This window comes from Aeromicrobium sp. CnD17-E (assembly GCF_024124745.1).
Classification (GTDB): Bacteria; Actinomycetota; Actinomycetes; order Propionibacteriales; family Nocardioidaceae; genus Aeromicrobium.
Genome location: NZ_JAMXRU010000099.1, coordinates 1 through 11,868, shown reverse-complemented (window position 1 = coordinate 11,868; position 11,868 = coordinate 1). Strand labels below are relative to the sequence as shown.

Below are 11,868 nucleotides of genomic sequence, written 5' to 3'. Positions count from 1 at the left end.
ACGTGGGGCCCGGGCTGCGGGTCGTCGACGGCGGACGCGAGCGGCACGACAGCACCCGGGCGGGGCTCGCGGCCCTGCTCGAGGCCGGCGCGAGCGCGGGGGACAGGGTCCTGGTGCACGACGCCGCCCGGCCGCTCGTGAGCGCCCGCATCGTCGGCGACGTGGTGCGCGCGCTCGAGGAGCACGACGTCGTCGCCGTGCTGGTCCCGACGCCCGACACGATCGTGCAGGTCGACCCGACGACGGGACTGCCGACCGCGCCGCTCCCGCGCGCGACCCTGCGTCGCCACCAGACGCCCCAGGGCTTCACCGTGGGGGTGCTGGACGAGGCGCACCGCCGTGCGTCCTCCGACCCGGCCGTGCAGGTGACCGACGACTGCACGCTGGCGATCGCGCTCGTGCCCGACGTCCGCGTGGGCGTCGTCGAGGGAGACCCCGAGAACCTCAAGATCACCGACGCGACCGACCTCGTCGTGGCCCGCGCGCTGCTCGCGGCGCACCCGTAGCCGGGCGCCGACGCCGACCGGTCAGTGCGGCGGAGGCGGCACCTCGGCGGGATCCATGGGGCGCCAGGTGCGGTCGCGCCAGATGCGGCGCGACGCCCGAGCCCCGCGCACGAGGTCGCCGACGCCGTGCAGCGTGTGCTGCACGACCACGAGCCGGAAGACCTCCTTGGCGAAGGTCAGTAGCGTGCCGAGCGCGAAGCCGACCCGGTGCAGCTGCCCGTGCTCGGCGAAGTAGCGGCCCACGTACGCGCGGTTGCGCATGACGTGGAAGCGGAAGAGCGGGCTGCCGTCGTTCAGGTGTCGCACGCCGAGGTTCACCTGCTGCTGCTCGCGCTTGCGCTGCAGCACGAACGCGTCCATGTAGACGACGTCGGTGTGCTGGGCCGCGAGCCACGCGTACGCGGCGTCGTCCCACGTGATGAAGAAGCGCGGGTCCGGAAGGCCGATCGTGCGCACGACGTCGGCGTGGATCAGCATGCCCTCGAACGTGCCCGAGTTCGTGATCGCGTAGCCCTCGTCGTCGAAGGTGCGTCGGAAGCCGTACGGCAGCGGCACGCCGAGGAACTGGTTGAACTTGGCCTGCCAGTAGAACGGAGAGCCGTCGAAGTCGTAGCGCCGGCCGTGGATGACGCGGAACCGCTCCATGGCTGGTGCGAACCGCTCCAGCGCCTCGGGCAGGATCTCGACGTCGTCGTCCATGAGCCACACCCACTCCGCGCCCAGCTCGAGCGCGGTGCGCGTGCCCTCGCAGAACCCGCCCGAGCCGCCCGTGTTGGTGTCGAGGCGACGGTCGACGAGGACGCCCTCGGGGAACCAGCCGGCGGCCTCGGCGACGACGTCGGGCGTGTCGTCGGTGCTGGCGTTGTCGACGACCACGATGCGCCACGGCGGCACGGTGAGCGCGGTGGCGCTGCGCAGCAGGTCGGCCAGGTACGTCGACCTGTTGTAGGTGACGATGACGATGGCCAGCCGGGCGGCAGGCGAGGCGGGGACGTCGGACATCCGCGTCAGACTATCGGCCGATCCAGGCCAGGTGGCCGGGTGGGGCGGGTACCGTCGTCCCGTGCCCCGACCGAGGATCCCGGCTGCCATCGCGCACCCCGTGCGTCTGCTGCCCCTCACCTTCTTCGCCCTCATCGTGCTCGGCACCCTCCTGCTGCTCCTGCCCGTCGCGCGCAGCGCCGAGGGTCGGGCCGACCTCGTCGACGCGTTCTTCACGTCGGCGTCGGCCGTGACGGTGACCGGTCTGGCCAGCGTCGACACCTCGACCTACTGGAGCCCCACCGGGCAGGCGATCATCCTCGTCCTCGTCGAGATCGGCGGGCTCGGCATCGTCGCCCTCGCGACCGTGCTCGGCCTGTTCATCGGCGGGCGTCTCGGCCTGCGCACGCGCCTCGTCGCCCAGGCCGACATGCACGTCGTCAACATCGGCGAGGTGCGGCCCCTGTTCCGCCGCGTGGCCGTGACCATGTTCGGGTTCCAGGCCGTCATCGCGGCGATCCTCACCACGCGTTACCGGCTCGCCTACTTCGACGACCTGCCGACGGCCCTCTGGCACGGCGTGTTCGACTCGGTGATGGCGTTCAACAACGCCGGCTTCTCGCTCAACAGCGACAGCCTGGTCGGCTACGCCGGCGACGGGCTCATCATCATCCCCATCTGCGTGGCGGTGTTCATCGGCGCGATGGGCTTCCCGGTGCTGGCCGAGCTGTTCAAGGAGTGGCGCACGCCCGACCGCTGGACGATCCACACCCGCCTGACGGTGTGGGGCTCCCTGGGCCTGCTGGTCTTCGGTGCGCTCACGTTCCTCGCGCTCGAGTGGGCGAACCCCGACACCCTCGCGCCGATGTCGGTGCACGACAAGCTGGTCACCGGGATCGAGGGCGGCATCATGCCGCGCTCCGGCGGGCTCAACAGCTTCGACTGGGGTGCTGTGTCGGGGGAGACCCTCGCCATCGGCACCATCCTGATGTTCATCGGTGGCGGCAGCGCCAGCACCGCGGGCGGCATCAAGGTGACGACCTTCCTGCTGCTCGCGTTCGTGATCCTGGCCGAGCTGCGCGGCGACCCCGAGGTGACGGTCGGCAACCGGTCGGTCGGCCCCGCGGTCGTGCGGACGGCGCTCAGCATCGCGCTGCTGTCGGTGATGCTCGTGACGTCGATGACGCTGCTCATCATGATCCTGACCGACTTCCCGTTCGACGAGGTCTTGTTCGAGACGACGTCGGCGTTCGCGACCGTCGGGCTGAGCACCGGCCTGACCCCGCAGCTGCCCGACAGCGCGAAGCTGGTGCTCGCCGTCTTGATGTTCATCGGCCGAGTGGGCACGATTGCGGCGGCGTCGGCGTTCGTCCTGAGACGGCGTGCACCGCGCTACCACCTTCCCGAGGAGCAACCGATCATTGGCTAAGAAGAAGGACACCGCACCCAACGCGCCCGTCATCGTCCTCGGGCTGGGCCGCTTCGGCACCGCCGTGGCGCGCTCCCTCGTGCACCTGGGGCACGACGTCCTGGCCGTCGACGAGCGCCCGGAGATCGTGCAGCGCTACGCCAGCGACTTCACGCACGTCGTCGCTGCCGACACCACCGACACGGAGGCGCTGCGCCAGATCGGCGCCGAGCAGTTCGAGGTGGCCGTCGTCGGGATCGGCACCGACATCGAGGCGAGCGTGCTGACCGTGCTCGGCCTGCTCGACCTCGGCGTGAAGGAGGTGTGGGCCAAGGCCATCAGCGGCAAGCACGCCGCCATCCTCGAGCGCGTCGGCGCCACCCACGTGATCCGACCCGAGTCGCAGATGGGCAAGCGCGTCGCCCACCTCGTCACCGGCACCATGACCGACTTCATCGAGTTCGACGACGGCTTCGCCATCGCCCGCACCCGCGCCCCCGAGTGCACCGTCGACCGCACCCTCACCGACTCCGACGTGCGCCGCAAGTACGGCGTCACCATCGTCGGCGTGAAGACCCGCGGCCAGGACTTCACCTACGCCCAGGCCGACACCTTCGTCACCACCGGCGACGAGCTGATCGTCTCCGGCCCCACCTCCAAGGTCGAGGAGTACTGCGCGCTGGGGTGAGGGGTCCGTGGCTGCGTCGTCCTGCGGCTGCGCTGGCAGGGCTCTTCGCTCGGGTGGGCCTGCGCTGGCGCGGCGTCTCCCTGGGGTGGGGCTGCGCCGGCGCGGCTTCTCGTGGACCTGCGCCCCGAAAGGGCCTCGACCGGGCGGCTGGGTGCGGCGGCGCCTCGGGTTCTCGGCCTGTGGGTCGCGTGGGACGCAAGAATCTGCGTCTGCGCGTGCCATCGGTGGATCTGCAACCTTCTGGGCGCTGTACAGGTGGTAGATCCACCGCCGAGCGGGTCAGAGGTGGCGGTGCTTCTCCCTTCTCGTGGACCGTGCCACGAGAAGGGAGAAGCGCTGCCCGCCCCACCCCCAAGCGCACCCAAGCTTCTTCCTTCGTGCGCTCCGGCCCAACGCTTCTGCGTTGGTCACGGGATCCCGTAGGAAACGCAGAAGGCTTGGAACTCCATTGCACCAAAGCAGATTCCTGCGTCCACCCCGTGCCGAAGCTGCAGCCCGAGACCCCAGACCAGCGCGGTCGCCAGCCGCCCGGTCGAGGCCCTTGCGGAGACCACCCCCAGCACCAGCCGAGGCAGCGCACCAGCAGGACGAGACCCCCTGCGGCAGCGCACCAGCAAGCCCTGACCCCTGCGCCAGCGCACCAGCACGACGAGACCCCCCCGCCAGCGCACCAGCAAGCCCCGACCCGGCGCGCGGGGAGGGCGGAGGAGGCGTACGGTGCGGGAGGACCATCCGGTTGTGCACGGGAACCACTTGAGGGGAAGAGGATGCAGGCCATCACCACGACGCTCGCGTCCGCCGACGGGTCGTTCCGGCTCGACGCGGACGTCTTCGACTACACGATCGTCGCGATCTACTTCGCCGTCGTGCTGGGCATCGGCTTCCTGGCCCGACGCCAGGTGTCGACGAGCATCGACTTCTTCCTGTCGGGGCGGTCGCTGCCGGCGTGGGTGACGGGCCTGGCGTTCATCGCCGCGAACCTCGGCGCGGTCGAGATCATGGGCATGAGCGCGAACGGCGCGCAGTACGGCATGGCGACCGTGCACTACTTCTGGATCGGCGCCGTCCCCGCGATGCTCTTCCTCGGCGTCGTGATGATGCCGTTCTACTACGGCTCCGGCGTGCGAAGCGTCCCCGAGTTCATGCGTCGACGCTTCGGCACCGGCGCACACCTGGTCAACGCGCTCAGCTTCTCCGTCGCGCAGCTGCTCATCGCCGGCATCAACCTGTTCCTGCTCGCGACGATCGTCAACCGGCTGCTGGGCTGGCCGCTGTGGGTGTCGCTGGTCGTGGCCGCCGCCGTCGTGCTCAGCTACACGGCGCTCGGCGGGCTGTCGGCGGCGATCTACAACGAGGTCCTGCAGTTCTTCGTCATCGTCGCCGCGCTCGTGCCGCTGACGATCATCGCGCTGCACAAGGTGGGCGGCTGGCAGGGCGTCGTCGACAAGGTCCAGCCCGGGCCCGAGCAGCTGTCGTCGTGGCCGGGCACCGACCTCACCGGCATCGACAACCCGTTCTGGTCCGTGGTCGGGCTGGTCCTCGGGCTCGGCTTCGTCCTGTCGTTCGGGTACTGGACCACCAACTTCGTCGAGGTGCAGCGCGCCATGGCGTCGTCGTCGATGTCGGCCGCCCGGCGCGCCCCGATCATCGGCGCGTTCCCGAAGATGTTCATCCCGTTCGTCGTCATCATCCCGGGCATCATCGCCGCGATCGTCGTCCCCGAGCTCGCGGCGCTCAAGTCCGGCGGCGACGCCCAGGGCGTCACCTACAACGACGCCATCCTGCTGCTCATGCGCGACCTGCTGCCCAACGGCATGCTCGGCGTCGCGCTCGCCGGGCTCCTCGCGTCGTTCATGGCCGGGATGGCCGCCAACATCTCCGCGTTCAACACCGTCTTCAGCTACGACCTCTGGCAGCAGTACGTCGTGAAGGACAAGGAGGACGGCTACTACCTGAAGGTCGGACGCGTCGCGACCGTCGGCGCCACCGTCGTCGCCATCGGCACCGCGCTCATCGCGTCGAACTACGACAACCTCATGGACTACCTGCAGACGCTCTTCGGGTTCTTCAACGCGCCGCTGTTCGCCACCTTCATCCTCGGCATGTTCTGGAAGCGCATGACCGCGACCGCCGGCTGGTCCGGCCTCGTCGCCGGCACCGGCGCCGCCGTGCTCGTGGCCGTCCTCAGCGAGGACGCGCTCGGACCCGCCAGCATCGGCGTGATCGGTCTCTCCGGGCAGGGCGCGTCGTTCGTCGCCGCCGGGGCCGCCTTCGCCGTCGACATCCTCGTGAGCGTCGCCGTCACCCTCGTGACCGCACCGAAGCCCGAGAAGGAGCTCGTCGGGCTGGTCTACTCCCTGACGCCCAAGGAGGACCTCGTCGACCCCGACGAAGGTGCGCTGCCCTGGTACCAGTCGCCGGTCAAGCTCGCCGGCATCGGCCTGGTCCTCGTCGTCGTCCTCAACGTGATCTTCCGGTAGGAGCACAGCATGAGCGAGAAGCACACCGCGGGCGCGTTCGACGTCCGCACCCTCATCGGCGGCCTGCTCGGCGTCTACGGCCTGATCCTCACCGGCCTCGGCCTGTTCCGCGCCACCGAGGCCGAGCTGGCCCGCGGCGACGGGCTCAACATCAACCTCTGGGCCGGCATCGGCATGCTCGTGGTGGCCGCCGCGTTCCTGACCTGGGTGCGCGTGCGTCCGCTCGTCGTCCCCGCCGAGCCGACGTCGTCACCCGCCGACGGCACGTCCGACGGCAGCTGAGCCGGGCGTCGCTGTACCTTTCGCCGCCCACGGCCCGGCACCCTCGCCGGGCGGGCCTACTCCTCGCGCAGGCGCGGGACGGTCGCGTTGGCGGGCTTGATGCCGAGCTTGTCGGCGTAGAAGGCGCGGACGACGTCCATGTCGGCGCCGACGTCGTCGGAGGCGACGAACGTCGGGCCGTAGCCCATCGTGCGCGTCGGCGGGTCGAAGAACGCCAGCGTGATCGGCAGGCCGGTCTCGCGGGACAGCCGGTGGAAGCCGGACTTCCAGTACTCGCCCCGCGAGCGCGTTCCCTCGGCGGCGATGACGAGCCGGAAGTCCTCGCCGTCCCGGGCCTCCGCGGCCAGCTCGCCGACCACGCCACCCGCGTCGCGACGGTCCAGCGGCACACCGCCGAGCGCACGCAAGACCCACCCGAGCGGTCCCTTGAACAGCTCCTTCTTCACCAGCACGCGCGGGTGCGCCCCGTCGTGCCACATGACGAGCAGCATCGTCACGAAGTCCCAGTTCGAGGTGTGGGGCGCCCCGACGAGGATCCCGCGCGACGGCGTCTCCCCGACCATCGTGTAGCCCATGCGGCGGATGACGAACCGAGCGAGACGTTGGCGCATGCGGCGAGCGTAGCCGCGTCGGGTGCTCCGCTCGTCGGACCGTCCGTGCCTCGTCGGTAGCATCGTCCGGTGAGCACTGCCGACCGCACCGACGCCGACGACCGTCCCGACACGTCCCACCGCTACACCGCCGCCCTCGCCGCCGAGATCGAGGCGCGCTGGCAGGAGCGCTGGGAGCGCGAGGGCACCTTCGAGGCCCCGAACCCGACCGGCGAGCTCGCGGGCGACGGCGAGCTGCCGGCGTCGACGTACTACCTGATGGACATGTTCCCGTACCCGTCGGGCGCCGGCCTGCACGTCGGCCACCCGCTCGGCTACATCGGCACCGACGTCGTCGGTCGGCACCAGCGGATGCTCGGCAAGAACGTGCTGCACACGCTGGGGTACGACGCGTTCGGCCTGCCGGCGGAGCTGCACGCCATCCAGACCGGCGAGCACCCGCGCGCCAACACCCTCGCGAACATCGCGAACATGCGCCGACAGCTGCGCCGCCTCGGCCTCGGCCACGACCAGCGCCGCTCGTTCGCCACGATCGACCCCGACTTCGTGCGCTGGACGCAGTGGATCTTCCTGCAGATCTTCGACGCCTGGTACGACGAGGAGACCGGTCGCGCGCGACCCATCGCCGAGCTGCGCGAGAAGCTGGGCACCGACGACCCGGCGGTCATCGACCCGCACCGCCTGGCGTACGTCAGCGAGTCGCCGGTGAACTGGTGCCCGGCGCTGGGCACGGTGCTCTCCAACGAGGAGGTCACCGCGGAGGGCCGCAGCGAGCGCGGCAACTTCCCGGTGTTCCAGCGCAACCTGCGCCAGTGGCAGATGCGCATCACCGCGTACGCCGACCGCCTGCTCGACGACCTCGAGACCGTCGACTGGCCCGAGCCGGTCAAGCTGATGCAGCGCAACTGGATCGGCCGCTCCCACGGCGCCGAGGTCGAGTTCGACGTGCCGGCGGTCGAGAACGCCGCGATCCGGGTCTTCACGACGCGTCCCGACACGCTGTTCGGCGCCACGTACATGGTCCTGGCCCCCGAGCACGAGCTGGTCGACGCGATCGTCACCGACACCTGGCCCGAGGGCACCGACGAGCGCTGGACCGGCGGAGCCGCCTTGCCCACCGAGGCGGTCGCGGCCTACCGGCACGCGGCGTCGCGCAAGACCGACGTCGAGCGCCAGGAGAGCAAGGAGAAGACCGGCGTCTTCACGGGCGCCTACGCGGTGAACCCGGTCAACGGCGAGCAGGTGCCGGTGTTCGTCGCCGACTACGTGCTCGTCGGCTACGGCACCGGCGCGATCATGGCCGTGCCCGCGCACGACGAGCGCGACTTCGCGTTCGCCACGGCCTTCGGCCTGCCGACGCCGCGCGTCGTCACGGGCGGGGACGAGCTGCCGTGGACGGGGGAGGGCGTGGCCACCGCGTCGTCGAACGACGAGCTCAGCCTCGACGGCCTGTCCGTCGCGGAGGCGAAGGCCCGCATCATCGCGTGGCTGGAGGACAAGGGCCTCGGCACGGGCACCACCACCTACCGCCTGCGCGACTGGCTGTTCTCCCGCCAGCGGTACTGGGGCGAGCCGTTCCCCATCGTCTTCGACGACGAGGGACACCCGCACGCGGTGCCCGACCACCTGCTCCCGGTCGAGCTGCCCGACGTGCCGGACTACTCGCCCCGCACGTTCGAGCCCGACGACGTCACGAGCGAGCCGGAGCCGCCGCTCGGTCGCGCGCACGACTGGCTGGAGGTCGAGCTCGACCTCGGCGACGGCCCACGTCGCTACCGTCGCGACACCAACACGATGCCGAACTGGGCCGGCTCCAGCTGGTACCAGCTGCGCTACCTCGACCCGCACAACGCCGACGCGCTCGTCGACCCGGCCAACGAGGCGTACTGGATGGGTCCGACGGACGCCAAGACGACCGGCGGCGTCGACCTGTACGTCGGCGGTGTCGAGCACGCGGTGCTGCACCTGCTGTACGCGCGCTTCTGGCACAAGGTGCTGTTCGACCTGGGCCACGTGAGCAGCGCCGAGCCGTTCCACCGGCTGGTCAACCAGGGCTACATCCAGGCGTACGCCTTCACCGACGCGCGCGGCACCTACGTGCCGGCCGACGAGGTGGAGGAGCACGTCGCCGACGACGGCAGCACCACCTGGACGTACGAGGGCGCCCCGGTCACCCGCGAGTACGGGAAGATGGGCAAGAGCCTGAAGAACGTCGTGACGCCCGACGAGATGTACGACGAGTACGGCGCCGACACGTTCCGCGTGTACGAGATGAGCATGGGCCCGCTCGACCAGTCGCGACCGTGGGAGACGCGCGCCGTCGTCGGCGCGCAGCGCTTCCTGCAGCGTGTGTGGCGTCTCGTCGTCGACGAGGAGGCCGGCGAGAGCCGTGCCGCCGACGTCGCGCCCGACCGCCCGACGCTGCAGGTCCTGCACCGCACGATCGACGGCGTCGCGGCCGACCTCGACGGCCTGCGGTTCAACACCGCGATCGCGAAGCTGATCGAGCTGACGAACCACTGCACGAAGGCCTCGGTGACCAGCCGCGAGGTGCTCGAGCCGCTCGTGCTGATGCTGGCACCGTTCGCCCCGCACGTGGCGGAGGAGCTGTGGTCGCGGCTCGGGCACGACGCCTCGCTCGCCCACGCGCCGTTCCCGGAGGCCGACCCGAGCCTGCTGGTGGCCGACACCGTCACCTGCGTCGTGCAGGTCCAGGGCAAGGTCCGCGCGAAGCTCGACGTCGCGCCCGACGTGTCCGAGGCGGAGCTGACCTCCCTCGCGCTGGCCGAGGAGAACGTGCAGCGAGCCATCGACGGCCGCGAGGTCCGCAAGACGATCGTGCGCGCCCCCAAGCTCGTCAACGTCGTGGTCTGAGGGGACGGGACCGACATGGCGGCGCGACGCATCGCGGTGGTGACCGACTCCACCGCCTCCCTCGACCCGGCCGACGCCGAGCGCGAGGGCATCACCGTCGTGCCCCTCAAGCTCGTCATCGGGGCGGCGACCTTCACGGAGGGCGTCGACGCGACGCCGGACGACGTGGCACAGGCGCTCAAGGACTTCGTGCCGGTGAGCACGTCGCGGCCGACGCCCGAGGAGTTCGCCGCGGTCTACGCCCGCCTCGCGCAGGAGGGCCACGACGCGATCGTCTCCGTGCACCTGAGCGCCGAGATCTCCGGCACCTTCGAGTCGGCGCAGGTGGCTGCGCGGGAGGCCCCGGTGCCCGTCATGTGCGTCGACACCCGACAGGTCGGGATCGCGACCGGGTTCGCCGCAGGGCGGGCGGCCGCGGTCGCGCGGTCGGGTGGCGACGAGGCCGCCGCCGTCGGGGCGGCCCTGGCCGCGGGCGAGTCGTCGAGCGTGCTCATGTACGTGGACACCCTCGAGTACCTGCGCCGCGGTGGACGCGTCGGCGCTGCCACGGCCCTGATCGGCTCGGCCCTCGCCGTGAAGCCGTTGCTCACGCTGCGCGACGGCGTGGTGGTGCCGCTGGAGCGCGTCCGCACGTCGGCCAAGGCGGTGGCGCGGCTCGAGGCCCTGGTCGCGGAGGCGGCCGAGGCCGCGACCGAGGGCTACGACATCGGGGTGCAGCACCTCGCGAACCCCGACCTCGCCGACCAGGTCGCGGAGCGGCTGGCTGGTGCGCTGGGCCGTGACCGTGTGCCGGTCAACGAGGTCGGCGCGGTCATCGGCGCGCACGTGGGCCCCGGCATGCTCGCGGTGACGGTCACGCCCCGTCTGGGGTAGGCGCAGGCGCCAGCGGCGTCCAGAAGGTGACCTCGAGGTCGCCGGTCAGGAGCTCGTGGCGCCGGTCGAGGAACTCCCGCATCGTGGCGTCACGATGTGCTGTCCACAGGGGGCGACGGCGACGGTGGCCGTCGTCCACAGGCGCCACGGCGACCCGCTCCAGGACGTCGCGAGGTGCCTAGCGTCGAGGGGTGAGCACCCCACGGCACGGACCTCGACCGGCACCACCCCAGGAGACCCGCGCCGAGGTCGCGCGGCGCCGGCTCGCGCAGCTCGCCGCGTCGTTCGAGGCCACCCACGACGAGGACCCGTTCGACCGGCTGGTGGGTCCCGTGCAGCACCCGGCGGGCCCGACCCCCGACGTCGCCGAGCGCGGGTCGCCCGCGCCTGGGCGACGTCGTGCGGACGCCAGGCCCCGTGGGGGTCTGTCCGGCGTGCACCTGCGGGTCGTGGTCACGGCTGCGGTCGCGGCGGGCGTGCTGCTCACCTGGTGGCTCCTGGCGGAGCGCCCGCGCACGTCCGACGTCGAGCGCCCGCTCGAGGTCTCGGCCCGGGCCGACCCGACGGGTGCCCCGGAGCCCGAGGGCGGCGCGGGGGACGACGGGCACGTCGTCGTCGACGTGGCCGGGCAGGTCCGGCGGCCCGGCATCGTCACCCTGCCCGCAGGGTCGCGCGTCCACGAGGCCATCGAGCGGGCCGGCGGGATCAAGGGCGCGCTCGACCAGCCGACGCTCAACCTCGCGCGCGTCCTGGTGGACGGCGAGCAGATCCTCGTCGGCGTCGACCCTCCCGCAGCCGCCGTGGCCGGGTCCGGTGCAGCCGGCGCGGGCGGGCCGGGTGTCGCCGTCAACCTCAACACGGCCACGCTCGAGGAGCTCGACGCGCTGCCCGGGGTCGGTCCGGTCACCGCGCAGGCGATCCTCGACTGGCGCACCGAGAACGGACGCTTCACGTCGGTCGACGACCTGCTCGACGTCGCCGGCATCGGCGAGAAGACCCTCGAGGACCTCCGCGACCGCGTGAGCGTGTGAGGCGTCGGGTCCTGTCGGTCCCCGGCGTCGACGTCCGGCTGGTGCCGGCGGCGCTCGGGGCGTGGGCCGTCGCCGCCTGGGGCGTGACCGCCGGATCGGGCGCCACCGTGGCGGTGGCTCTCGGGGCGGTCGCG

General features: G+C 71.7%; 10 protein-coding genes. 8 read left to right on the top strand and 2 right to left on the bottom strand.

Translation table 11 applies throughout. The annotated features are described in order from the left end of the window. The coding region (locus NH339_RS14920; protein WP_253026728.1) for a 2-C-methyl-D-erythritol 4-phosphate cytidylyltransferase at positions 1-506 on the top strand (506 nt) is incomplete at its 5' end. 21 nt (positions 507-527) lie between these two features. Here the strand turns inward: NH339_RS14920 and NH339_RS14915 are convergent. Further along, positions 528-1,508 (bottom strand): glycosyltransferase, encoded by a 981-nt coding sequence (locus NH339_RS14915; RefSeq protein WP_253026726.1) that lies wholly within the window; start codon positions 1,506-1,508, stop codon positions 528-530. A gap of 61 nt (positions 1,509-1,569) precedes the next feature. Between NH339_RS14915 and NH339_RS14910 the strand changes: the two genes are divergently transcribed. From NH339_RS14910 to NH339_RS14895, 4 genes are all read left to right on the top strand, one after another. Beyond that, on the top strand, positions 1,570-2,916 hold the full coding sequence (locus NH339_RS14910; protein ID WP_253026724.1) for a TrkH family potassium uptake protein: 1,347 nt from the start codon (positions 1,570-1,572) through the stop codon (positions 2,914-2,916). Next, on the top strand, positions 2,909-3,583 hold the full coding sequence (locus tag NH339_RS14905) for a TrkA family potassium uptake protein (RefSeq protein ID WP_067858832.1): 675 nt from the start codon (positions 2,909-2,911) through the stop codon (positions 3,581-3,583). Before NH339_RS14910 ends, NH339_RS14905 begins: the two co-directional genes overlap by 8 nt. A gap of 767 nt (positions 3,584-4,350) precedes the next feature. Beyond that, the gene (locus NH339_RS14900) at positions 4,351-6,063 is read left to right on the top strand and encodes a sodium:solute symporter family protein (RefSeq protein WP_253026722.1); all 1,713 of its coding nucleotides are present in this window, start codon (positions 4,351-4,353) and stop codon (positions 6,061-6,063) included. A gap of 9 nt (positions 6,064-6,072) precedes the next feature. Beyond that, positions 6,073-6,345, top strand: a complete 273-nt coding sequence (locus NH339_RS14895; RefSeq protein WP_067858824.1) for a hypothetical protein — start codon at positions 6,073-6,075, stop codon at positions 6,343-6,345. A 56-nt stretch (positions 6,346-6,401) separates the two neighbouring features. On the opposite strand, the gene NH339_RS14890 is transcribed toward NH339_RS14895, so the two are convergent. Continuing rightward, a complete protein-coding gene (locus NH339_RS14890; RefSeq protein ID WP_253026720.1) occupies positions 6,402-6,956 on the bottom strand; it encodes a 1-acyl-sn-glycerol-3-phosphate acyltransferase in 555 nt (184 codons plus the stop codon). 69 nt (positions 6,957-7,025) lie between these two features. Here NH339_RS14890 and leuS point away from each other — a divergent pair, with 69 nt between their 5' ends. The 3 genes from leuS to NH339_RS18935 all read left to right on the top strand — a co-directional run bounded on the left by leuS (position 7,026) and on the right by NH339_RS18935 (position 11,734). Beyond that, positions 7,026-9,830, top strand: coding sequence for a leucine--tRNA ligase (gene leuS / locus NH339_RS14885; RefSeq protein ID WP_253026718.1), 2,805 nt, complete (start codon positions 7,026-7,028; stop codon positions 9,828-9,830). Positions 9,831-9,845: 15 nt separating this feature from the next. Beyond that, positions 9,846-10,703 carry a DegV family protein gene (locus NH339_RS14880; RefSeq protein ID WP_253026716.1) on the top strand — a complete coding sequence of 286 codons (858 nt, stop codon included), beginning with the start codon at positions 9,846-9,848 and terminating at the stop codon, positions 10,701-10,703. A 191-nt stretch (positions 10,704-10,894) separates the two neighbouring features. Beyond that, on the top strand, positions 10,895-11,734 hold the full coding sequence (locus tag NH339_RS18935; protein WP_253026714.1) for a helix-hairpin-helix domain-containing protein: 840 nt from the start codon (positions 10,895-10,897) through the stop codon (positions 11,732-11,734). Positions 11,735-11,868 lie beyond the last annotated feature (134 nt).

Bases quoted from the DNA above. Each gene is read 5' to 3' on its own strand.
- NH339_RS14900 (WP_253026722.1), top strand. From the start codon at position 4,351: ATGCAGGCCATCACCACGACGCTCGCGTCCGCCGACGGGTCGTTCCGG.
- NH339_RS14880 (WP_253026716.1), top strand. From the start codon at position 9,846: ATGGCGGCGCGACGCATCGCGGTGGTGACCGACTCCACCGCCTCCCTC.
- NH339_RS14895 (WP_067858824.1), top strand. From the start codon at position 6,073: ATGAGCGAGAAGCACACCGCGGGCGCGTTCGACGTCCGCACCCTCATC.
- NH339_RS14890 (WP_253026720.1), bottom strand. From the start codon at position 6,956: ATGCGCCAACGTCTCGCTCGGTTCGTCATCCGCCGCATGGGCTACACG.
- NH339_RS14915 (WP_253026726.1), bottom strand. From the start codon at position 1,508: ATGTCCGACGTCCCCGCCTCGCCTGCCGCCCGGCTGGCCATCGTCATC.